The sequence below is a fragment of the Grimontia celer genome, from assembly GCF_900055185.1.
GTDB classification, from domain to species: domain Bacteria; phylum Pseudomonadota; class Gammaproteobacteria; order Enterobacterales; family Vibrionaceae; genus Enterovibrio; species Enterovibrio celer.
Window position 1 is genome coordinate 22577 of record NZ_FIZX01000010.1, and the last position, 22748, is coordinate 45324.

At 50.9% G+C, this 22748-nt stretch carries 18 protein-coding genes; 11 read left to right on the forward strand and 7 right to left on the reverse strand.

Annotated features, from left to right (window positions below; all coding sequences use genetic code 11):
* Positions 1-158: 158 nt before the first annotated feature.
* Positions 159-1751 carry a bifunctional phosphoribosylaminoimidazolecarboxamide formyltransferase/IMP cyclohydrolase gene (purH, locus tag GCE9029_RS24510; RefSeq protein ID WP_062667872.1) on the forward strand — a complete coding sequence of 531 codons (1593 nt, stop codon included), beginning with the start codon at positions 159-161 and terminating at the stop codon, positions 1749-1751.
* Between the two features lie 54 nt (positions 1752-1805).
* Complete coding sequence (purD, locus tag GCE9029_RS24515; RefSeq protein ID WP_062667841.1) at positions 1806-3095, forward strand: phosphoribosylamine--glycine ligase; 1290 nt, start codon at positions 1806-1808, stop codon at positions 3093-3095.
* A 78-nt stretch (positions 3096-3173) separates the two neighbouring features.
* Here purD and GCE9029_RS24520 read toward each other — a convergent pair whose 3' ends face one another.
* Complete coding sequence (locus GCE9029_RS24520; protein WP_062667842.1) at positions 3174-3854, reverse strand: DUF1481 domain-containing protein; 681 nt, start codon at positions 3852-3854, stop codon at positions 3174-3176.
* Between the two features lie 41 nt (positions 3855-3895).
* A complete protein-coding gene (gene hupA, locus GCE9029_RS24525; protein ID WP_002542017.1) occupies positions 3896-4168 on the reverse strand; it encodes a nucleoid-associated protein HU-alpha in 273 nt (90 codons plus the stop codon).
* A 235-nt stretch (positions 4169-4403) separates the two neighbouring features.
* Between hupA and GCE9029_RS24530 the strand changes: the two genes are divergently transcribed.
* Complete coding sequence (locus GCE9029_RS24530; protein ID WP_062667844.1) at positions 4404-5582, forward strand: hemolysin family protein; 1179 nt, start codon at positions 4404-4406, stop codon at positions 5580-5582.
* Positions 5583-5643: 61 nt separating this feature from the next.
* Here the strand turns inward: GCE9029_RS24530 and GCE9029_RS24535 are convergent, their stop codons facing one another.
* Positions 5644-6231: a YjaG family protein gene (locus tag GCE9029_RS24535; RefSeq protein ID WP_002542019.1), complete on the reverse strand. Its 588-nt coding sequence runs from the start codon at positions 6229-6231 to the stop codon at positions 5644-5646.
* 93 nt (positions 6232-6324) lie between these two features.
* On the opposite strand from GCE9029_RS24535, the gene GCE9029_RS24540 reads away from it, so the two are divergent.
* Positions 6325-7230: a D-2-hydroxyacid dehydrogenase gene (locus GCE9029_RS24540; RefSeq protein WP_062667846.1), complete on the forward strand. Its 906-nt coding sequence runs from the start codon at positions 6325-6327 to the stop codon at positions 7228-7230.
* Positions 7230-7814, forward strand: a complete 585-nt coding sequence (locus tag GCE9029_RS24545; RefSeq protein ID WP_062667848.1) for a uracil-DNA glycosylase family protein — start codon at positions 7230-7232, stop codon at positions 7812-7814. Before GCE9029_RS24540 ends, GCE9029_RS24545 begins: the two co-directional genes overlap by 1 nt.
* A 366-nt stretch (positions 7815-8180) precedes the next feature.
* Here the strand turns inward: GCE9029_RS24545 and hemE are convergent, their stop codons facing one another.
* Together hemE and GCE9029_RS24555 are read right to left on the reverse strand one after the other, a co-directional pair.
* The gene (gene hemE, locus GCE9029_RS24550; protein ID WP_062667850.1) at positions 8181-9245 is read right to left on the reverse strand and encodes a uroporphyrinogen decarboxylase; all 1065 of its coding nucleotides are present in this window, start codon (positions 9243-9245) and stop codon (positions 8181-8183) included.
* A 231-nt stretch (positions 9246-9476) separates the two neighbouring features.
* Positions 9477-11375 (reverse strand): sigma-54-dependent Fis family transcriptional regulator, encoded by a 1899-nt coding sequence (locus GCE9029_RS24555; protein WP_062667852.1) that lies wholly within the window; start codon positions 11373-11375, stop codon positions 9477-9479.
* Between the two features lie 302 nt (positions 11376-11677).
* On the opposite strand from GCE9029_RS24555, the gene GCE9029_RS24560 reads away from it, so the two are divergent.
* From GCE9029_RS24560 to GCE9029_RS24580, 5 genes are all read left to right on the forward strand, one after another.
* The gene (locus tag GCE9029_RS24560) at positions 11678-12457 is read left to right on the forward strand and encodes an SDR family NAD(P)-dependent oxidoreductase (protein WP_062667854.1); all 780 of its coding nucleotides are present in this window, start codon (positions 11678-11680) and stop codon (positions 12455-12457) included.
* Positions 12458-12638: 181 nt separating this feature from the next.
* Complete coding sequence (locus GCE9029_RS24565; protein ID WP_062667856.1) at positions 12639-13697, forward strand: ATP-NAD kinase family protein; 1059 nt, start codon at positions 12639-12641, stop codon at positions 13695-13697.
* Positions 13694-14683 carry a thiamine pyrophosphate-dependent dehydrogenase E1 component subunit alpha gene (locus GCE9029_RS24570; RefSeq protein ID WP_002542028.1) on the forward strand — a complete coding sequence of 330 codons (990 nt, stop codon included), beginning with the start codon at positions 13694-13696 and terminating at the stop codon, positions 14681-14683. Before GCE9029_RS24565 ends, GCE9029_RS24570 begins: the two co-directional genes overlap by 4 nt.
* A gap of 14 nt (positions 14684-14697) precedes the next feature.
* Positions 14698-15711 carry an alpha-ketoacid dehydrogenase subunit beta gene (locus GCE9029_RS24575; RefSeq protein WP_062667858.1) on the forward strand — a complete coding sequence of 338 codons (1014 nt, stop codon included), beginning with the start codon at positions 14698-14700 and terminating at the stop codon, positions 15709-15711.
* Entirely contained in the window at positions 15708-16811 is a 1104-nt protein-coding gene (locus GCE9029_RS24580) for an acetoin dehydrogenase dihydrolipoyllysine-residue acetyltransferase subunit (protein WP_062667860.1), read from the forward strand. Before GCE9029_RS24575 ends, GCE9029_RS24580 begins: the two co-directional genes overlap by 4 nt.
* 37 nt (positions 16812-16848) lie before the next feature.
* Here the strand turns inward: GCE9029_RS24580 and nudC are convergent, their stop codons facing one another.
* Positions 16849-17607 (reverse strand): NAD(+) diphosphatase, encoded by a 759-nt coding sequence (nudC, locus tag GCE9029_RS24585; protein ID WP_062667862.1) that lies wholly within the window; start codon positions 17605-17607, stop codon positions 16849-16851.
* A gap of 142 nt (positions 17608-17749) precedes the next feature.
* Here nudC and GCE9029_RS24590 point away from each other — a divergent pair, with 142 nt between their 5' ends.
* The gene (locus GCE9029_RS24590; protein ID WP_062667864.1) at positions 17750-18229 is read left to right on the forward strand and encodes an Rsd/AlgQ family anti-sigma factor; all 480 of its coding nucleotides are present in this window, start codon (positions 17750-17752) and stop codon (positions 18227-18229) included.
* A gap of 236 nt (positions 18230-18465) precedes the next feature.
* Here GCE9029_RS24590 and rpoC read toward each other — a convergent pair whose 3' ends face one another.
* Entirely contained in the window at positions 18466-22680 is a 4215-nt protein-coding gene (gene rpoC / locus GCE9029_RS24595) for a DNA-directed RNA polymerase subunit beta' (protein WP_062667866.1), read from the reverse strand.
* Positions 22681-22748: the final 68 nt, after the last annotated feature.

The window sequence follows — 22748 nt, forward strand, 5'->3', positions numbered from 1 at the left end:
GTGACAAAACCACAAAAGCAATCGATTGCGTCAATAAATTAGGTTAGAATGTGCGCCGATTCAATCAAGGCTTCGCCGTAGCGGGTATTTGGCAAAGCGGCTCTCACAGCGGCGGTTTTGCCAAATATCCTATCCCCACATTTAAAGAGATGGTAGCAATGGAAAACGCTCGTCCTATTCGTCGCGCATTGATTAGCGTATCTGATAAAACCGGCATTGTAGAATTTGCCAAAGCTCTCGCAGAAAAAGGTGTCGATATCCTCTCGACTGGCGGTACCGCTCGCCTGCTGGCAGAGCAAGGTCTGGCAGTGACTGAAGTATCAGACTACACCGGTTTTCCTGAGATGATGGATGGGCGCGTAAAAACCCTGCACCCAAAAGTACACGGTGGCATTCTGGGCCGTCGTGAAACTGATGATGCAGTGATGAACGAGCACGGTATTTCGCCAATCGACATGGTTGTTGTCAACCTATACCCATTCGCAGAAACGGTCGCAAAAGAAGGCTGTACGCTGGAAGATGCAGTAGAAAACATCGATATCGGTGGCCCAACCATGGTTCGCTCTGCGGCGAAAAACCACAAAGACGTGACCATCGTGGTCAACGCTTCAGATTACGACCGCGTGCTGGCTGAGCTGGATGCCAACAAGGGTTCACTGACACTGCAAACCCGTTTTGATCTGGCTATCTCTGCATTTGAACATACTGCCGCATACGACGGTATGATCGCCAACTACTTCGGTACCATGGTGCCGTCTTATGGCGACAACAAAGAAGGCGATGAGGAGTCGAAATTCCCACGTACCTTCAACCAGCAGTTCATCAAAAAACAGGACATGCGCTACGGCGAAAACAGCCACCAGGCTGCGGCTTTCTACACCGAAGCCAATCCAGAAGAAGCATCTGTCTCTACGGCTACCCAGCTTCAGGGTAAAGCACTGTCTTACAACAACATCGCAGATACCGATGCCGCGCTTGAGTGTGTGAAAGAGTTCATCGAGCCTGCGTGTGTGATTGTTAAGCATGCCAACCCATGTGGCGTAGCGCTGGGTGATAACATCCTTGAAGCGTATGACCGCGCTTACAAAACTGACCCAACCTCAGCGTTTGGCGGCATCATCGCGTTTAACCGTGAACTGGATGCGGAAACCGCACAAGCCATCGTTGACCGTCAATTCGTAGAAGTCATCATTGCACCAAGCGTGTCAGACGCTGCGGTAGAAGTGGTTAGCGCGAAGAAGAATGTTCGTCTGCTGGTTTGCGGCGAGTGGAGCACACAGACAACTGGCTTTGACGTGAAACGCGTTAATGGCGGCCTGCTGGTTCAGGACCGTGACCAAGGAATGGTCTCTCTGGATGACCTGAAAGTGGTCTCCAAGCGTCAGCCTTCTGACGAAGAATTGCGCGATGCGTTGTTCTGCTGGAAAGTCGCGAAATACGTGAAATCCAACGCGATTGTTTACGCGAAAGGTAACATGACCATCGGCGTAGGCGCAGGCCAGATGAGCCGCGTTTACTCGGCGAAAATTGCGGGTATCAAAGCCGCTGACGAAAATCTGGAAGTGGCAGGCAGCGTGATGGCGTCTGATGCATTCTTCCCATTCCGCGATGGTATCGATGCCGCTGCAGAAGCCGGCATTACCTGTGTTATCCAGCCAGGCGGTTCAATGCGTGATGACGAAGTGATTGCCGCTGCTGACGAGCACGGCATGTCAATGGTCTTCACTGGCATGCGCCACTTCCGCCACTAAGCATTTTTCACAGCCCAGAGGTCACTCTGGGCTGCTTTGATTGAAGGATTCAAAATGGACGTATTGGTTATTGGCAGCGGCGGCCGTGAACACGCTCTGGCGTGGAAAGTCGCACAGTCTGCAAAAGTTGAGACCGTTTTTGTCGCACCGGGCAACGCAGGTACCGCGCTGGAGCCAAAGCTGGAAAATGTCGCTATTGGCGTCGAAGACGTCGCAGCGCTGGTCGCTTTTGCGCAGGATAACAATATTGGCCTGACCATTGTCGGCCCTGAAGCCCCGCTTGTGATTGGTGTGGTTGACGCTTTCCGTGAAGCGGGTTTGCCGATCTTCGGCCCAACCGAAGCCGCTGCACAGCTGGAAGGCTCAAAAGCCTTCACCAAGGACTTCCTCGCCCGTCACCAAATTCCGACAGCGGAATACCAGAACTTTACCGAGATTGAGCCAGCACTGGCTTATGTGCGCGAGAAAGGTGCACCCATTGTTGTTAAAGCAGACGGTCTGGCGGCAGGTAAAGGCGTTATCGTTGCGATGACCCTGGAAGAAGCAGAAAATGCGATTCGTGACATGCTGGCGGGCAATGCCTTTGGTGATGCAGGCAGCCGCGTGGTTATCGAGGAATTCCTTGATGGCGAAGAAGCGAGCTTTATCGTCATGGTTGACGGTGAAAACGTTCTGCCAATGGCCACCAGCCAGGATCACAAGCGTGTCGGGAATGGCGACACAGGCCCGAACACTGGCGGTATGGGCGCGTACAGCCCGGCACCAGTGGTCACCGCAGACATTCACGATCGCGTGATGAATGAAGTGATTTACCCAACCGTTCGCGGTATGGCGTCAGAAGGCCACCCATACACAGGTTTCCTCTATGCAGGCCTGATGGTGATGGCTGACGGCACACCGAAAGTGATTGAATACAACTGCCGCTTTGGCGACCCAGAAACCCAGCCAATCATGCTGCGTCTGCAATCTGATCTGGTTGAACTGTGTGAAGCTGCGGTAGCAGGTAAGCTGGATACCGTAGAGTCCAAATGGGACCCTCGCGCATCCATCGGTGTTGTACTGGCAGCGGGCGGCTACCCAGCGTCATACAACAAAGGTGATGTCATTTCCGGCTTGCCAACCACTGAGTTGGATGCTGCGAAAGTGTTCCATGCCGGTACCGCAGAAAAAGACGGTAACGTTGTGACTGCTGGCGGTCGTGTACTGTGTGCGACTGCGATGGGTGACACGGTTTCTGAGGCACAGAAACGTGCTTACGAGCTGGCATCACAAATCGGTTGGGATGGCATGTTCCACCGCGATGACATTGGCTACCGTGCGATTGCACGCGAGCAAGGCGAGTAATCCTCAAGCCAGCACATCCGCACTTAGATCTAAAAACGCGCCATTTGGCGCGTTTTTTCATTTTGAAGAAAGCAGTTTCTAGAATTCTGGCCTTTCGAAACAATCTGCACTGTCGTTATCCAACGCGATAATGGTTTCTGCCGTATTGGTGTTACGGCCGACCTTCCCGGCAGCAGCAATAAAATTGTCTTCCTGTCTGAGCCTTTGAAGAATGTAATCCGGAAACTCTGCACTGAATTTCAGTGTTTTCACATCACCAGAACCGCACTCTTCAAACACTCCCTCATTCCAATAGCCTTGGAAGAAATTCTTATTGTTCTTTCCAAGCGCCTGAGCGGTTTCTAAAGCCTTTTCTGCCTGTTTGTAATAACGCACAAGCTCGGTGCTGCGTATTGGCAGCAACGCACCATCCAGACGATACTGCTGGTAGACCGCCTGACCTTCCGAGTCATAACGGATAAGTACCGACTGCTGCTTCAGCTCGCCATCAACCAGGATATTCCCTTCTCGTTGGATTTCACGTACCACGCCTTTGCGCCAGCGGTATTCAGAGGAATACTGGCCATAGTCACCCATCATCACACGTTCAGAGAGGGTTTCTGGAAAGCGTTGACGTTCATCGAGCCAAAAAATACTGGTGGCATCGCCCTGCACAGTGGCAGTGACAGTTTGAACAGGAGGTTGGATTTTCTCTGTCGAGCTACAGCCCGCCAAAGTAAGAATAAGAGATGATACGAGGAGAGACGCTTTAACGCGCATAAATATCCGCCAAAACAAGGACTGCTTTGGCGGAGTATAACTTACTTAACTGCGTCTTTAAGCGCTTTGCCTGCAACAAACGCTGGAACGTTTGCAGCTGCAATTTGGATTTCCTGACCAGTTTGTGGATTACGGCCAGTGCGCGCAGCACGGTGGTTAACTTTAAACGTACCGAAACCGATCAGTTGAACCTGGTCACCGTCTTTCAGTGCACCTTCGATACCCGCCAGAGTTGCTTCTAGTGCAGCTTTAGCTTGTGCTTTAGACAGGTCTGCTTTTTCAGCAATCAGGTCGATCAAGTTGGTCTTGTTCATTAGGTCTTCCCTTCTTAGGTTTTCTTGAGACAAGTGAACTCTAATTCAAAAGAAGCCCAGCTGGCAAAGGTTTGTGGCGCTACAAGTGACTGTATGCAGAGTCTTTAACCACAAACTGAGCGCATCCTCACAAAATATTGGGTATATTTTGGCGGCAACTCTTGTATTTACTGCCCTCAGACCCGATCTTTGGCGCTACTATTGGTTCTGTTTATTACATTTACGCTGGAAAAAGATGATCCTGCTATTCATGTTTGTGGCACTTTCTATTGGTGTCTCATTTATCTGTTCGGTGCTCGAAGCGGTGCTTTTGAGTATTACCCCGAGTTATCTCGCCCAAATGCGACAGCAAGGTCACCCGGCTGCCGGACGTCTGTCTTCGTTGAAAGATGATATCGACCGTCCATTGGCTTCTATTCTGACCCTGAACACCATCGCTCACACCGTGGGTGCAGCAGCATCCGGTGCACAAGCAGCAAAAGTTTTCGGTGATGCCTGGTTGGGCGTGTTCTCCGGTGTGCTGACACTGGCGATTCTGGTGTTGTCTGAAATCGTGCCAAAAACCATTGGTGCAACCTACTGGCGTCAACTGGCACCGGGCGCAGCCACCGTGCTTCGTTGGATGGTATGGGCATTGACCCCTTTCGTTTGGGCTTCGGAGCAACTGACCCGTCGACTGGCGCGCGGGAAAGAGCAGCCAAAGCTGCGTGATGAAATTTCTGCCATGGCGATGCTGGCGAAAGAAAGCGGCGAGTTGGAAGACGACGAGTCAACCATGCTGACCAACCTACTGAGTCTTCGCGACGTGCCGGTTACCAAGCTGATGACACCGCGTCCTGTTCTGTTCCGTGTTGATGCGACCATGACTATTGAGGACTTCCTGCGTGAGCACCACGACACGCCGTTTTCCCGTCCGCTGGTTTACGCAGAGTCACGTGACAATATTCTGGGCTTTGTTCACCGTCTCGAGCTGTTCTCCGCCAGCCAGCACGGTAAAGGTCAGAAGCAACTCGGCAGCCTGATGCGCCCAATCCCAGTGGTTCATGATTCCACTATCGTACCGAAAGCGTTTGACCGTCTGATGGCTCAGCGCTCTCAACTGGCGCTGATTGTCGACGAGTACGGCGACGTTCAGGGCATCATCACGCTGGAAGATATCTTCGAGCACCTGATGGGCAAAGAAATCATGGATGAGGCCGACAAGACTTCAAACATGCAGGCATTGGCCCATGAACGCTGGGAAGACTGGAAAGAAGCCCACGGCGTGATTGAAAGCAAAGATGATGATGAGGAAGAAGCGGAAAAAGCGGCCGAAGAATCAGCGGAAGCCTCAGAAAAAGAAGAGGCCTCTCAAAAGAACACCGAGGACGGGAAGTCGACTTCGCTGAACGATGAAGAGAAAACCTCAAAGTAATCGTCACTAAAAGAAAACGGGCCATCAGGCCCGTTTTTTATTTCATCAGTGCCATGCTGGCTTAGAGTGATAAACCGAGGTTACTCACGCCTTCTTCACGCAGTTCATTGCGAATGCCGCGAATCATCTCAACATCACGCTCTTCTGCTTCTTTCAGTGCACGGAAGATAGCCCACTGCATGTCCCACTCGGCACACACAGATTCCATTTCTTTCTGGTTCTCGTTCGTCACTTCAACGCCGGTTTGAGCTTCTTCAAGCTGCGCCACACTTGCCACCGATTGCTGGCTGACTTTTAGCACAGATTCCAACAACAGGTCGCGGTCCAGCAGCGTGTGGATCAGCGTTGACATCGACACACAGGCATCAATCGCTGGGTAAACCAGATAAATATCAAATTCTTCCGTGGTCGGGATCAGCTCTTCCAACTTCTCCAGTTGACGCTCAAAGTTGATTTTGGCGTTCTTAACCGTCAGCACTTCCCATACTGCATCCAAAAGCTGGCGGAAAGCCTGAGGCTCCGCAAACTCAGTTTGTTGGCAAAATGCCGCATAGTTGGGATACATGCGCTCCACCAGCGCCGTCATAAAAGTGATATGCTGCCATGAGTCGAGTTTTTCGAGTCGCAGCTGGATCGGATTCTGTAACATGGTCTGCCGTCTACAGTGATTGCCGACGTGTAATGCCGGATAGGATTTCCGCGCAAGTGTACTTTATATACTGCAATAGCAAAAGGAACAGATTTGAACCATCTTTATCTTTGCTCAGCCCAACAAAAACGTTATCTAGCGTTATTGAAAGACGCTGCCCTGCCTAATCTGCAAATCATCGAAGATATCAGCAAAGCCAATATCATCCTCGCCGATCCGCCGAAATTCGCGCCGGAGCTTGAAAAGGCAGACAACCTTCAATGGTTACAATCGACCTTTGCAGGTTGTGATGCCCTGTTGGCCAAACCAAGAAGTGACTACCAACTTACCAATGTGCGTGGGATTTTCGGCCCCTTGATGTCGGAGTATGTTATCGGTCAGCTTTTGACATTAACCCGCCATTTTGCCCATTACCGCGATGCACAGCTGGAAAGCAAATGGTCACCAGTGCCTTATCAGGGTCTGACCGGAAAATACATGGTGATACTTGGGACGGGCTCGATTGGTGCGCATGTTGCTAAGATCGCGCGTCATTTTGGGATGCAAGTGATTGGTGTGAGCCGCTCGGGAAAAGCAGTAGAAGGGTTCGACAACGTCATCACCAACGCCAACATGACAGAGGCTTTTTCTAAAGCAGATGTGATTGTCTCAGTATTGCCTTCCACGCCGGAAACCAAAGGCCTACTCAACCGGGATACGCTGTCTGCTTGCAAGCAAGCCATTCTGTTTAACGTTGGTCGCGGGCCTGTGCTGGAAGAAGAAGGTCTCCTCGAAGCGATCGAAGGCAGAAACATCCAGCATGCAGTATTGGACGTATTCAGCAAAGAGCCGCTCTCACCTGAGCACCCGTTTTGGACACATCCATCTATCACGGTCACACCTCATATCTCAGCGGAGAGCTTCCCGGAGCAAGTGTTTGGTATTTTCGTCGACAACTACACACGCTGGCTAAATGGCGAGCCATTAAACTTTCAAATGGACTTCACACTGGGGTATTGATGACAAACACGCCTTTGGGAATCTTGTTGAAAGAGGTGCAAGAGTGCCGCCACTGCGAAGCTCATTTACCATTGGGTCCGCGTCCTGTGGTGCAGGCTGAGTCTTCCGCTAGGTTGCTGATTATCGGTCAGGCACCAGGAACCCGCGTGCATGAAACCGGCATTCCGTGGAATGACCCCAGCGGTGATCGACTGCGCGAATGGCTTCAGATGGGTAAAGAAAGATTCTATGACCCTGCTCAGGTCGCCATCATGCCGATGGGGTTTTGCTATCCGGGTCGAGGTAATTCTGGCGATCTGCCGCCAAGACCCGAGTGCGCACCAAAGTGGCACGCTGCGATTAAATCCCATCTTCCCAATGTCGAATTGACCCTTTTGATTGGCGATTATGCACAGCGCTATTATCTGGAAGGGAAACCTAAAACCCTGACTGAAACGGTGAAAGCCAACACTAACTGGTCACCGGATTTTATCGCGCTACCCCACCCTTCTCCCCGCAATAATCTGTGGCTGAGGAAAAATCCGTGGTTTGAAGCGGAGATCCTGCCCATCTTGAGAAAACGCATTGATCAGCTTTTCTTATGACAATCAGCTTTTTTCTGAACAACAAATAATGTCAAACAACTTATGACTTTTAATTGCTTGATTTTTAAATTATTAACTGGAGCGTACAGCTTTGAGAGGAATTTTCCCGGTGAACTTGTTCGATACAATTTCGGTTAAATAACCAAAAATTTTCATCCCTCAATAACTTGATCAGCATTTAACAAGTCAAACAGCTTTAACCTGTACGTCATTTTTCAAATGAAAGAGAAATCTTTTTAACTATTTGTTTTAAAAATAAATAAACATCATGTACAGCTTTCTTAGGAAAATTCCCGACGAACCCTGTACAGGACGGCAGAAACGAAAAAGGCCAGCATCTGCTGGCCTCAATAAACGTAAACGGTATTACTTGTGGTAAGGCTTGGAAAGCTCGTGTACCGCATCCACAAACACACCTGCATTTTCAGGCGGCACGTCCAGATGGATACCATGGCCCAGGTTGAACACGTGGCCAGTGCCGTTGCCGAAACCTTCCAGAATCGTCGCCACTTCCTGACGAATACGCTCTGGTGATGCGTAAAGCATGGATGGGTCCATGTTGCCTTGCAGCGCCACTTTGTCACCGATGCGACGTTTGGCGTCTACCATATCAATGGTCCAGTCCAGACCCACACCATCACAGCCTGTTGCCGCGATTTTCTCCAACCACATCCCGCCGTTTTTGGTGAACAGGGTGACTGGTACACGACGGCCATCGTTTTCACGGATCAGGCCATCAACAATCTTATGCATGTATTGCAGCGAGAAGTCGTTGTAATCACGTGGGGTCAGCACACCGCCCCAAGTATCAAATACCATTACTGACTGTGCACCCGCTTTGATTTGCGCGTTCAGGTACTCAATCACGCTGTCTGCCAACTTATCCAGCAATAGGTGCAGAGTTTGTGGCTCGGCGTACATCATCTTTTTGATTTTGGTGAAAGCTTTTGAGCTACCGCCTTCAACCATATAAGTCGCCAACGTCCATGGGCTGCCAGAGAAACCAATCAGCGGCACTTTACCTTCCAGACCTTTGCGGATAGTACGAACGGCATTCATCACGTATTGCAGTTCACCTTCCGGATCTGGCAGACCGATTTTTTCTACGTCAGCTTTACAGGTGATTGGGCGCTCGAATTTCGGACCTTCGCCAGTCTCGAAGTAAAGGCCCAGTCCCATTGCATCTGGAATGGTCAGAATATCGGAGAACAGGATAGCCGCGTCCAGATCGTAGCGGCGCAGCGGCTGAAGGGTCACTTCACACGCCAGTTCAGCATTTTTACACAATGACATAAAGTCGCCAGCTTCCGCGCGGGTTGCCTTATACTCAGGCAGATAGCGGCCAGCCTGACGCATCATCCATACCGGCGTGTAATCTACCGGTTCCTTCAACAGCGCACGCAAATAGCGGTCATTCTTTAGTTCTGTCATTGTCTACATCCTGCAAATTTGGTGGCGGTATTGTACCACCCTCGGAGGACAACAAAAGACACCCTTTGTGGAGGCGATCATAAATATTGTCTCTAGTGATACCGTACATTTGCCGGATCTTTAATGACATGTTAAATATTTGCACAAATAACAAAATGTCTGACAGACACTACCCATAATCGCATCTTACCCCCGCCTCCCTACGGCGGGTTTTTTTTGCCTGTTTTCGACTCAATCCGTGTCATATCGACGCTTAATACCCGCTTTTTTGATTCGCCGATGTACGGTTGAGCGATCTACACCTAACACTTTCGCCGCTTTCGAAATATTCCAATCACAGGCTTCGAGTACCTCAAGCGTTCCTCCGGCAGATTCAGTTTCCCTAGAGGTAAGGCGCTTTGGGTTTAACAACTGTTCAGGAAGGTGTTCAGGCAACAGCTCATTTCCCTCACAAAAGGCCAGTGCAAACTGCAGCATATTTTCCAGTTCTCGAATATTGCCGGGCCAGTCATAACGCTCAAGTATGTACCCAGCCGAGGCTGAAACACAGACTGTTCGGTCAACCAGCTTGGTGATCAAGGTTTCTGCAAGCCAGAGAATATCGCTTCGCTCTCTGAGTGAGGGAATCGTGAGGGTGGCACCATTGATACGATAGAAAAGGTCTTCACGAAAACTGCCGTTTTTCACCAGTTCAGGTAAGGACTTATGTGTTGCCGCAAGCACGCGGAAAGAGACAGGGATAGCCTTGGTTGCACCGACGGGCAGCAATTCCCTTTCAGCTAACACACGAAGCAATCTGGCCTGAAGCGACAAGGGCATATCCCCAATTTCATCCAAAAACAGGGTGCCGTTGTTAGCCTGCTCAATCAGCCCTCTTTTTCCTTTGCTGCGCGCGCCGGTAAAGGCACCATCTGCATAACCAAAGAGCTCGCTTTCAATCAGACTTTCAGGGATCGCCGCACAATTAATGGCAATGAAAGGGCCGGATTTGCGTGACGAACTCTCATGAATGGCTTTGGCCAAAAACTCCTTCCCAGTGCCGGTTTCACCGTTCAGCAGAAGTGGCAAATCCGACATTGAAAGCGTGGTCGCTTTGATTGCCAAATCCGCCATCTTGGCATCATCACCATAAAGCGATGCCAAGCTACCACTCACGACTTTTTTGCGCCGCCGTATTGAAGAAGGCTGCGGGGCTATAGCATGGGCAAACCACAAATCACCATGAATCGTGGCCAGTAGTCTCTCTTCTGTGGGAAGTGCCCGACTCAGTGCCGGAAGCTCGTTGATATCAAGATTAAAGAAGTCAGAAATCAAACTGCCTAACAGTACACGTGGTTGACGCCAGTTGTTGCCTTTAATCCGCGAAAGCAGGCGTTGGGTGCTATGAGTCATCCCAATGATCCTGCCTTCCGCATCTACCGCCATGGCACATTCAGGATCCACATCTAAAAACGCTGGAGATTGACTCAGGCGGATGATCCATTCCTTCCGGAAGGTATTCATCAGCGCCGCCATTTCAATGCGACGGGTGCAGGAAGTCACGAGTTGCAAGGTGAGCGCCTGGCTGGCTTTGGGCTCGGGGCTATGCAAAGCAGAGATATCCAACACCGCTGCTAATGAACCATCTACATCGTAAATCGGTGCTGCAGTGCAAGACAGTGGGGAATGGGTGGCATCAAAGTGATCGCTCTGATGCACCGTTAACGCTTCACCGGTGTAGATACAAGAACCGACTCCACAGGTGCCCGCCCTCGCTTCAGACCATTCCGCCCCGAGGTAGAGCCCAGCTTTTTTCAGCTCCCAGGTGAGTGATGCATCTCCCTGATAATCGACCGTCACGCCCTCAGCATCTGTCAGCATCAACACATAGCCGTGATCCGCGACCTGGTGATACAAAGCGTCTAATCCATATTTGGCTGTGCGGATGAGCTTATCGAGCCGTTCCCTGTGCTCCTTGAGTTGGGTGTGAGGAACGATATAAGCCTCCTGCAATACCACAGGGTCAAGATGGTAATCATCGATACACCGCGTCCAAGACGCTGCGATCACTTCATCGCGTGATGTCTGGCTTCCATCTATCACGCTTTGCACTTCCTTGATGTGTTCACTGACTTGTGTCGTCACTGCCATAAACAACTGCTCCTGTTTACTGATTAATTATTAATCAGCAACAGAACCCAGATACAACTCCCGAAGACTTCAGCCATGGTTTTATTCAATCTGTTTCTCAATCACAACACAGGGTTGAATACCCTGTGACAGCTTGAAGCATGGAACGCCACACCTGTTGCATCGCACCTCCAGAGAGCCCTCCCCTCAACTCATTAAATTATTAATTTTCAGCTTCTTACAGCCTAAACACTACTGGCACTGCCTTTGCAATTTCATCCACACCACTGAATAGAACAGTGGTGAACACAAGGAGAAACTTCATGACGCTAGAAAATAAAGTCGCGCTTGTTACCGGCGCTGGACGGGGAATTGGAAAGGGCATCGCTACAGCTTTAGCTAGGGAGGGGTGCCATGTCGCACTGGCAGATATCAATCTCACCAATGCAGAGCAAACTGCCAAGGAGATAGCCAAACTCGGTGTGAAAACACTCCCTTTAAAAGCTGATATATCGAAAAGTGTGGAGGTAGATAGAATGGTTTCAGATACCCTTGCCCACTTTGGTCAGTTGGATATCGCCGTCAACAATGCCGGTATTATCAGCATCAAATCGGTCAATGAGTTAACGGAAGAAGACTGGGATACGGTCAATAACGTCAATGCCAAGGGCGTATTCCTCTGCTGTAAGGCCGAAATGAAGGTCATGCAAGCCAGCGGTGGTGGTCGCATCATCAACATAGCTTCCATTGCGGGCAAAGAGGGTTTTCCTGATCTGGCCCATTACTGCGCCTCTAAGTTTGCTGTCGTTGGCTTCACTAACTCTTTGGCAAAAGAGCTCAAGCGAAGCGGGATTACCGTCAATGCGATCTGCCCCGGAATTGTCCCAACAGCCATGTGGTACGGCCCTGATGGTTTAGCTGAACGCTGGAAACTCGAAGGAGAAACCATGGAAGAATCCTGGCAGCGCCACCAGGACTTACTCATCCCGCAAGGCGAAGGACAAACACCGGAAGATATGGGGCAATTGGCCGTTTATTTGGCGAATGCAGAGCATGTTACGGGTCAGGCCATTAATGTCGATGGCGGTTTTACCTTCCACTAACTCTTAATTTTACGGGGTGTGGCCAGACGAAAGTCTCGCCACACCTGTTGCAGCTATTGTTGCAAACGCTACACCCCCAGCCCCTTTCAATTCGAGATAATTAATATATTTCAATAATTTAACCCCAAAGGTCCAACTGGCATATATCTTGTTATGTCCTCTCCACCAGCCAGGACGAGGAATGACTGTGACAGGATTGACAGTAGGGATCATTGCCAACCCCATTTCCGCTCGTGATATTCGCCGGGTGATTGCCAAAGGCGCAAACCTGCAACTGACAGACAGAGCCAACATGGTACTTCGCATTCTAGCGGGGCTTGCCCAAGGTGGTGTGGACCACGTGGTGATGATGCCAGAACGGGCTGGCCTACGAACGCACATTGAACGTGGGCTGCATCAGGCTTCATTGGATGATTTCCGAATGCCAGATGTACGCTGGCTCTCCATGCCTGTTTCATCAACGGCGCAGGATACCCTTGATGCCAGCCATGCCATGCGCGAACTCGGTGTTTCCGCGATTGTCGTTCTTGGCGGAGACGGTACTCACCGTCTTGTGGTCAAAGCCTGTGGAAACATTCCCATTTCGGGCGTTTCCAGCGGCACCAATAATGCCTTTCCACCACTGACAGAACCCACCATCACCGGCATCGCCACAGGCCTAGCAGTATCAGGGAATATTCCACCCTCTCAGGCTTTCGAAGCCAACAAACTACTGGAAGTGAGGATTAACAACACCCGTGACATTGCTCTTGTCGATACAGCTATCGTGCAGGAACGTTTTGTCGGTGCCCGCGCTGTCTGGCGGCCAGAAAGCCTTCGGGAGCTGTTTGTCACCTTTGCTGACCCGTCACTGATTGGGCTTTCATCCATTGCCGGTTTAATCCAACCCATCACACGAAAAGCGCCTGTGGGCATGCAATTGACCTTTGCCGGTCCACAAGAAGCACTTTATTCCGTCAATGCGCCACTCGCTCCCGGATTGCTGACGCCAGTTCATATTGAGCACAGCCAGCTTTTTGAACCGGATTTACTCATTACGCCTGTCAGCCAGCAGGGCTCTTTCGCCCTCGACGGCGAGCGGGAGCTGCCATTTGGCCCTGACGACAAAGTGTCAGTCACCCTCAAACATGACGCTTTCAACACAGTCGATGTGCCGCGCTGTATGGCCTTTGCCGCTGAGCATAGCCTGCTTCGCTTTCCATCGACACACACAACGACAACATTAAGGAGAAACTCATGAGTGATAATCCATTTCCACTCTCTCGTGAACAGTTGCTGGACGCATACCGGATGATGAAAACCATCCGCGATTTCGAAGAGCGCCTTCACGTCGACTTTTCCCGCGGCGACATTCCGGGTTTTGTGCACCTCTATGCCGGTGAAGAAGCCACGGCCGTTGGCATCATGATGCATTTGAATGACAACGACCGCATCGCTTCCACTCACCGCGGACACGGCCACTGTATTGCCAAAGGCGTGGACGTGCACGGAATGATGGCGGAAATCTACGGCAAAGAAACCGGGTCCTGTCGCGGCAAAGGCGGCTCAATGCACATTGCGGATTTATCCAAAGGCATGATGGGTGCCAACGGCATTCTAGGTGCTGGCTCCCCATTAGTATGTGGCGCTGCCCTTGCCGCAAAACACCTTGGCCACGGCGGTGTGGGCATCAGCTTTACCGGTGATGGTGCATCCAACCAGGGCACCTTTCTGGAAAGCTTAAACCTTGCTGCCGTCTGGCAACTTCCCACCATTTTTGTGATTGAAAACAACGGTTATGCGGAATCAACCTCAGTGGATTGGGCGGTGGCCTGTGACTCCTATGTCGACCGCGCAACTGGCTTTGGACTGCCAGGCGTCACTGTCGATGGCACTGATTTCTTCGCTGTTTATGAAGCCGCAGGAGAAGTCATCAAACGCGCCAGAAATGGCGGTGGTCCCTCCATGCTCGAGTGCAAAATGGTGCGCTTCTTTGGCCATTTTGAGGGGGATGCCCAGACCTACCGCGCTGACGGTGAAGTGGAAGATATCCGCACCAACCGCTGTTGCCTGAAACTCTTCCGCCAGCGCGTGGAAGAAACTGGCCTTATCAACGCTGACGAATTCAACACCATTGATGGCGAAGTAGCCGCACTTATCGAAGATGCTGTTCGCGCTGCGATTGATGCGCCACAACCACCAGCAAGTGCCCTACTGACTGATGTTTACGTCAGCTATTCAGAATAACAAGGAGAGTGATGATGGCCAGAACACTATCAATCAAGGATGCAATTAACGAAGCAATCGATCAGGAAATGTCCCGTGATCCTAACGTCATCATGATGGGCGAAGACATTGTCGGCGGTACCGGCGCATCGGGTGAAGACGATGCATGGGGCGGCGTGCTTGGTGTCACAAAAGGGCTTTATGCCAAACATCCTAACCAGATGATGGATACACCTCTGTCGGAAAGTGCCTATGTGGGGGCTGCCATTGGCGCTGCTACCTGCGGGCTCCGTCCGATCGCAGAGCTGATGTTTATCGATTTTATGGGCGTCTGCTTCGATCAGATTTTCAACCAAGCCGCCAAGTTCCGCTATATGTTTGGGGGGAAAGCAGAAACGCCAGTGGTGATCCGCGCCATGTGCGGCGCTGGTTTTAGAGCCGCAGCACAACACAGCCAGATGCTCACGCCTCTTTTCACCCATATTCCGGGGCTAAAGGTTGTTTGCCCATCAAATGCCTACGATGCCAAGGGGCTGCTTATTCAGTCCATCCGAGACAATGACCCAGTGATCTTCCTTGAGCATAAAAACCTCTATGCCACCGAATCTGATGTGCCGGAAGCCCCTTATGCCATTCCTTTTGGCGAAGCCAATGTACTTCGTGAAGGTAAAGACGTCACTCTTGTGTCTTATGGTCTGACCGTAACACGTGCAATGGAAGCGGCTGAGCAACTGGCGAAACAAGGCGTGCAATGTGAGGTGATTGACTTACGCACCCTCTCCCCACTTGATATCGATACTGTGGTGGAAAGCGTCGAAGAAACAGGTCGTTTGGTGTGTATCGATGAAGCCAGCCCACGCTGCTCAATCGCTGCGGACGTTTCTGCACAAGTGGCTGATTCAGCCTTCTCGTCACTAAAAGCACCGATTGCCATGGTAACCCCTCCCCATACGCCCGTACCTTTCTCTCCATCACTGGAAGACATCTATGTACCGACCGTTAACGACATTGTCAGCGCCGTAAACCGAACGATGAGGGCAAATAAATGAGTGAGAAAATCATACCTGTGGTGATGCCCAAATGGGGGCTTTCCATGAAGGAAGGCACCCTCACAGAATGGCATGTCGACGAGGGCGACACCATTGAAGTCGGTCAGGTGATCATGGATGTGGAAACCGACAAGATTGCCAGCGAGGTGGAAGCGCCGGACGCAGGGCTCCTGAGACGCAAGGTCGCTGAGGAAGGTAACATCTATTCGGTTCAGGCTCTGCTCGGTGTACTTGCGCCACCAGAGGTGACAGACGAAGAAATCGATGCCTATATCGCCGCCTTTGTTCAGCCCTCCTCCGACGAAGGAGACGAGGAAGAAGCGGCCTCCGCCTACGCATTTATCGACACCGACGCAGGACGCATTCGTTACAGTCATCTGAATGCCGACGCATCTGGAACACCTTATGTGCTGATACATGGCTTTGGCGGCGACTTGGATAACTGGTTGTTTAATATGGATGCCCTTGCCGAAAAAGCGCCTGTGCTGGCGCTTGATCTTCCAAACCATGGACAGTCAGCGATTTCAGCAGATGTGCAGTTTAACGACCTCATCAACACTGTCGTGACTGTGATGGACAAGCTCGATATTGAGAGAGCCCATTTGGTCGGTCATTCGATGGGCGGGCTTATCAGTGGTGAACTGGCAAGGCTCCATCCCAATAAGGTCGCTTCGCTGACTTTGATTGGCAGCGCTGGCCTTGGGAAAGACATCAACAGCAACTACATCCGTGGCTTTGTCGAATCAGAAAGCCGGAAAACCCTAAAACCTGTCTTGCAGCTGCTTTTTGCCGACAGCAGTTTGGTCACGCGTAATCTGGTCGATGATGTGCTCAAATACAAACGGCTTGATGGAGTAAAAGCCTCACTGAACACGCTCGCCGATCAGCTTTTTGTGGATGGCACCCAAAGCGTTGCGCTGGACTTAGATGCGATTCCGTCACCGCTTGTGATTTGGGGCGAGTCAGATGCGGTAATCCCTGCTTCGCACGCTTCAAACATCAGCAATGCAGAAGTGCACATTCTAGCAGGGGCTGGGCATATGGTGCAGATGGAGCAAGCGGCAGCAGTCAATGCCCTCATCCTTTCCCACACCCAATAGGTTTCGGTAACCACTAAAAAGGGATGCTCTGCATCCCTTAATTCTGCGCCTTGACCGCTTCAATTAAGCGTCTGGCAATGGTCCCTTCCGGTGCCACCAGCGGCAAGTCATCGACATCAAACCACTGCGCGTCCGTAAGCTCTTCATAGTCTGGATTAATCTCACCGCTCTCATAGTCTGCGACAAACCCCATCATCAGATTGGAAGGAAAAGCCCAAGGTTGACTGTCAAAGTAGCGGATGTTGCTGACGTCTATTCCTGTTTCTTCCTTCACCTCACGGGCAACGCATTGCTCCAGCGTCTCTCCCGCTTCGACAAAGCCGGCAATCACTGTGTACATGCCGTTTTTATGTCGCGGGTGATGGGCCAACAGAATTTGACCGCCCTTTTTAACAGCCACAATCACACAGGGTGAAACCCGTGGGTAATGAACCGTCTCACAGACATCACATACCATCGCTGGATGAGATGGCTCAAAGCGGTTTTTACTGCCACAGCGACTACAAAACACCTGAGAATCACGCATGTAATCAATCTGAATAGCGCGCCCTGCGAGATTGAACAGTTCACCGGGCAGGTGTAACAAAGATCGCAACCCAGCTAACTCAGTTTCACGTGCACTGTGGTGCTCATGCGCATACACAACCTCATGCCCATCAAAGTATCCTATGGCGTAGCTTGCCTTAACCCATTTATCCAATTGATTTTTAGCAACAAGTGGCAGGTTGTGATCAGTCAGCCAGAGTTTTCCGTCGATTACACAACACAGATATACAAGATCTTTTTGATCAGACATAACAACACTTCGATCCTTGCTTGGCCGGGCGATTTGAGGCACTCTAAAATCAGTAACCTGATGTTAGACAATTGATGGCCTGATTGATATGGCTGTAATCCTATAAAAGCGCTCAGGTGCGCTGATCATGAGGAACGTGGTCATGCTTAATAAACTCGAAAAAGCACAACAACAGTGGGGCGGTTACAGTGATGTGATCGACTACTGGTTAACGTTAAGACAGGAACTGCTGGTTCAGTACTGCAAAGTGGCTGGTCTTTCTGGCAACAATAAAAACTGTCTGCCAACCGAAGAAGAATTGAATCGATTCTGTGAAGCCTTGGTGGACTATATCTCCGCCGGTCACTTCAAAATCTATGACATGGTCATGGAGCGTTGGAAAGCGACTGGTTTCTCCACCAACGAAGAAATTGATGGTCTCTACTTACATATAGTAGAAACGACAGAGCCCCTTCTGAACTTCAATGACAAGTACAGTGGATTTGTCTTAGATGACGATAATTTCGCGGGTTTTGACAGCGATATTTCTACTGTTGGTGAAATCATGGAAATGCGCTTCGAAAAAGAAGACATGCTGATCCAGCTGATTGCGGACAGCTTAGCAATTCCTCCCGGCGCTTAATATTTAACGTTTCCAGGCCTTCCGGTTGATGTTATTCATCAGCCGGTTTTCTAGACTCCGCTTCTCGCTTCTCGCTTCTCGCTTCTCGCTTCTCGCTTCTCGCTTCTCGCTTCTCGCTTCTCGCTTCTCGCTTCTCGCTTCTCGCTTCTCGCTTCACAAATAGTCTCTGACTTATTGAAAATCAGGCAATAAAAAAGGCACCCCGAAGGATGCCTTTTATCAGTCATGACGCGAGATTAGTTCTCGTCGCTCAGACCTGCGTTCAGCAGTGCTGCCAGATCCTGAGATGCCTGTTCAGCATCGATTTGCGGAGCTACTGGCTCTTCTACCACGTTGCGACGCGCTTGGCGCGACTTGTGGTAAGCAAAACCGGTACCCGCAGGGATCAGACGACCAACGATTACGTTCTCTTTCAGGCCGCGCAGTTCGTCGCGCTTGCCAGATACAGCTGCTTCGGTCAGTACGCGGGTCGTTTCCTGGAACGATGCCGCAGAGATGAACGATTCAGTTGCCAGAGACGCTTTGGTGATACCCAGCAGATCGCGCTCGAAGCTTGCAGGCTGTTTGCCTTCCGCTTCCAGCATACGGTTCGCAATAGTTACGCGAGAGTATTCTACCTGCTCGCCTTCCAGGAACTCAGAGTCGCCTGAAGACAGGATAGTTACTTTGCGCAGCATCTGACGAACGATAGTCTCGATGTGCTTATCGTTAATCTTAACGCCCTGCAGACGGTAAACGTCTTGTACTTCGTTAGTGATGTACTCAGTTACTGCACGCACGCCACGAAGACGCAGAATGTCGTGTGGAGATTCTGGACCATCGGCGATGACGTCACCTTTCTCAACCTTCTCACCTTCAAATACGTTCAGCTGACGCCACTTAGGAATCATCTCTTCGTATGGAGAACCGTCAGTTGGCGTGATGATCAGGCGGCGTTTACCTTTGGTTTCTTTACCGAAGGAAACTGCACCCGTGATCTCTGCCAGAATTGCAGGCTCTTTAGGCTTACGAGCTTCGAACAGGTCCGCAACGCGTGGCAGACCACCGGTGATATCTTTCGTACCGCCAGATTCCTGAGGAATACGAGACAGAGTATCACCCACACCTACGTTTGCACCGTCTTCCAGCTGGACAATTGCTTTACCAGGTAGGAAGTATTGTGCAGGCATGTCAGTACCCGGGATCATCACAGCGTTACCAGATGCATCAAGCAGTCGAACGGTAGGACGCATGTCTTTACCCGCTGACGTACGCTCTGCAGCGTCCAGAATAACCATTGAAGACAGACCGGTCAGTTCGTCCGTTTGACGTTGAACGGTTACACCGTCAATCATGTCAACAAACTCGATACGACCTTCTACTTCAGTGATGATCGGCATGGTGTGCGGATCCCAGTTCGCCACGGTTTCGCCCGCGTTAACTGCATCGCCATCCAGCTTGCTCAGTACACAACCGTAAGGCAGCTTGTAGCTTTCCTTGGTACGGCCGAACTCATCAACGATAGTCAGCTCGGATGCACGTGAAGTGATCACCAGCTTGCCAGCGTTGTTAGTAACGAACTTCGCATTGTGCAGGTGCATAGAACCGTTGTTCTTCACCTGGATGCTGCTTTCCGCTGCCGCACGAGATGCCGCACCACCGATGTGGAACGTACGCATCGTCAGCTGGGTACCTGGTTCACCGATTGACTGTGCCGCGATAACACCAACAGACTCGCCGTGGTTAACAATGTGACCACGAGCCAGGTCGCGACCGTAACAGTTTGCACAACAACCGAAGTCAGTTTCACAGGTTACGACAGAACGCACTTTCACCTGGTCAACAGAGTTTTGCTCCAGGATGTCACACCACTTCTCATCAAGCAGGGTGTTGCGTGGAGCCAGTACTTCATCAGTACCTGGCTTGAGTACGTCTTCTGCTACCACACGGCCCAGAACACGCTCACGCAGTGCTTCTTTAACGTCACCACCTTCGATAACTGCCATCATGTTGATACCTTCTGAGGTACCACAGTCAGTTTCAGTGACCACAACGTCTTGAGCTACGTCTACCAGACGACGGGTCAGGTAACCGGAGTTCGCAGTCTTCAGTGCGGTATCCGCCAGACCTTTACGTGCACCGTGCGTCGAGATGAAGTACTGGAGTACGTTCAGACCTTCACGGAAGTTTGCGGTGATTGGCGTTTCGATGATCGAGCCATCTGGTTTCGCCATCAGACCACGCATACCCGCCAACTGACGAATCTGTGCAGCAGAACCACGAGCACCTGAGTCGGCCATCATGTATACGCTGTTGAACGACTTCTGCTCTTCTTCTTCACCATCACGGTTAATCACGGTGTCGAAAGACAGGTTATCCATCATCGCTTTAGCAACTTGTTCGTTCGCTGCAGCCCAGATATCGATAACTTTGTTGTAACGTTCGCCAGCAGTAACCAGACCAGACTGGAACTGCTCCTGGATCTCAGCAACTTCAGCTTCTGCCGCTTCGATCAGGTCGTATTTCGCCTGTGGGATAACCATGTCGTCGATACCAACAGATACACCAGACAGTGCCGCGTAAGCGAAACCGGTGTACATAATTTGGTCAGCGAAGATAACGGTATCTTTCAGACCCAGTGCACGGTAACAGGTGTTCAGCAGAGCAGAGATTTGCTTCTTGCCCAGCGCCTGGTTAACGATGCTGTATGGCAGGCCTTCAGGCACGATTTGCCACAGCATTGCACGACCGACAGTGGTGTCCACCAGCTCAATTTTCTCAGAGCGGTTACCCATTTCGTCGAACAGCACTTCTTTGATACGAACCTTAACGCGCGCATGCAGTTCTGCACTGCCAGTACGGTATGCTTTTTCAGCTTCCGCAGGACCAGACAGGTAAAGTGCTTCACCTTTCGCGTTAACTTTCTCACGGGTCATGTAGTACAGACCCAATACAACGTCCTGAGAAGGTACGATGATTGGATCACCGGACGCAGGAGACAGGATGTTGTTGGTCGACATCATCAGAGCACGCGCTTCTAGCTGTGCTTCCAGTGTCAGAGGTACGTGAACAGCCATCTGGTCACCATCGAAGTCGGCGTTGTATGCCGCACAAACGAGTGGGTGCAGTTGGATTGCTTTACCTTCAATGAGCACTGGTTCAAACGCCTGGATACCCAGACGGTGAAGTGTCGGTGCACGGTTCAGCAGTACTGGGTGTTCACGGATAACTTCATCCAGAATATCCCAAACGACCGCTTCTTCGCGCTCTACCATCTTCTTAGCCGCTTTGATGGTGGTCGCCAGACCACGAGCTTCCAGCTTGCCGTAGATAAATGGTTTGAACAGCTCAAGTGCCATCTTCTTAGGAAGACCACACTGGTGCAGACGCAGGTATGGACCAACGGTGATTACCGAACGACCAGAGTAGTCTACACGCTTACCAAGCAGGTTCTGACGGAAACGACCTTGCTTACCTTTGATCATGTCAGCCAGAGACTTCAGAGGACGCTTGTTCGAACCAGTAATGGCACGACCACGGCGACCGTTGTCCAGCAGGGCGTCAACTGACTCTTGCAGCATACGTTTTTCGTTACGTACGATGATGTCAGGTGCAGCCAGATCCAGCAGGCGCTTCAGACGGTTGTTACGGTTGATAACACGACGGTACAGATCGTTCAGATCTGATGTCGCGAAACGACCGCCATCCAGTGGTACCAGCGGACGCAGATCCGGCGGCAGTACTGGAAGAACAGTCAGGATCATCCACTCAGGATTGTTTCCAGACTGCAGGAATGCTTCAACAAGCTTCAGGCGCTTGGTGATTTTCTTGCGCTTGGTTTCAGAGTTGGTTTCTTCCAGCTCTTCGCGCATCAGTTCAGCTTCAGCTGCCAGGTCCATGTTCGCCAGCAGGGCTTTCACTGCTTCGGCACCCATACGAGCGTCGAATTCATCACCCCATTGCTCCAGCGCGTCCAGATACTGTTCTTCAGACAGCATTTGGCTACGCTCAAGATCGGTCATGCCTGGTTCGATCACAACGTATGATTCGAAGTACAGAACACGCTCGATGTCACGCAGAGGCATGTCCATCAGCAAACCGATACGGCTAGGCAGTGATTTCAGGAACCAGATGTGGGCAACAGGTGAAGCCAGCTCAATGTGACCCATACGTTCACGACGTACTTTGGTCTGAGTAACTTCAACACCACATTTTTCACAGATCACGCCACGGTGCTTCAGGCGCTTGTATTTACCACAAAGACATTCGTAGTCTTTTACCGGGCCAAAGATACGTGCACAGAACAGACCGTCACGCTCAGGCTTAAAGGTACGGTAGTTAATGGTTTCTGGCTTTTTCACTTCACCGAAAGACCATGAACGGATCATGTCTGGTGAAGCAAGACCGATTTTGATTGCATCAAATTCTTCGGTCTTGTGCTGTGCTTTCAGAAACTTAAGTAAGTCTTTCACATTCGGCTCCTGTGAGGAGTTGACCCATAAAAGTGCAGACACTCTGCACTTTCATATTGATACCGGAA

Coding starts and splice junctions, on each gene's coding strand:
- hemE (WP_062667850.1), bottom strand. CDS start 9,245: ATGACAGAACTAAAGAATGACCGCTATTTGCGTGCGCTGTTGAAGGAA.
- GCE9029_RS24570 (WP_002542028.1), top strand. CDS start 13,694: ATGAGTGATAATCCATTTCCACTCTCTCGTGAACAGTTGCTGGACGCA.
- GCE9029_RS24555 (WP_062667852.1), bottom strand. CDS start 11,375: ATGGCAGTGACGACACAAGTCAGTGAACACATCAAGGAAGTGCAAAGC.
- GCE9029_RS24560 (WP_062667854.1), top strand. CDS start 11,678: ATGACGCTAGAAAATAAAGTCGCGCTTGTTACCGGCGCTGGACGGGGA.
- hupA (WP_002542017.1), bottom strand. CDS start 4,168: ATGAACAAGACCAACTTGATCGACCTGATTGCTGAAAAAGCAGACCTG.
- GCE9029_RS24580 (WP_062667860.1), top strand. CDS start 15,708: ATGAGTGAGAAAATCATACCTGTGGTGATGCCCAAATGGGGGCTTTCC.
- GCE9029_RS24530 (WP_062667844.1), top strand. CDS start 4,404: ATGATCCTGCTATTCATGTTTGTGGCACTTTCTATTGGTGTCTCATTT.
- GCE9029_RS24520 (WP_062667842.1), bottom strand. CDS start 3,854: ATGCGCGTTAAAGCGTCTCTCCTCGTATCATCTCTTATTCTTACTTTG.
- GCE9029_RS24545 (WP_062667848.1), top strand. CDS start 7,230: ATGACAAACACGCCTTTGGGAATCTTGTTGAAAGAGGTGCAAGAGTGC.
- GCE9029_RS24535 (WP_002542019.1), bottom strand. CDS start 6,231: ATGTTACAGAATCCGATCCAGCTGCGACTCGAAAAACTCGACTCATGG.
- nudC (WP_062667862.1), bottom strand. CDS start 17,607: ATGTCTGATCAAAAAGATCTTGTATATCTGTGTTGTGTAATCGACGGA.
- purD (WP_062667841.1), top strand. CDS start 1,806: ATGGACGTATTGGTTATTGGCAGCGGCGGCCGTGAACACGCTCTGGCG.
- purH (WP_062667872.1), top strand. CDS start 159: ATGGAAAACGCTCGTCCTATTCGTCGCGCATTGATTAGCGTATCTGAT.
- GCE9029_RS24575 (WP_062667858.1), top strand. CDS start 14,698: ATGGCCAGAACACTATCAATCAAGGATGCAATTAACGAAGCAATCGAT.
- GCE9029_RS24590 (WP_062667864.1), top strand. CDS start 17,750: ATGCTTAATAAACTCGAAAAAGCACAACAACAGTGGGGCGGTTACAGT.
- GCE9029_RS24565 (WP_062667856.1), top strand. CDS start 12,639: ATGACTGTGACAGGATTGACAGTAGGGATCATTGCCAACCCCATTTCC.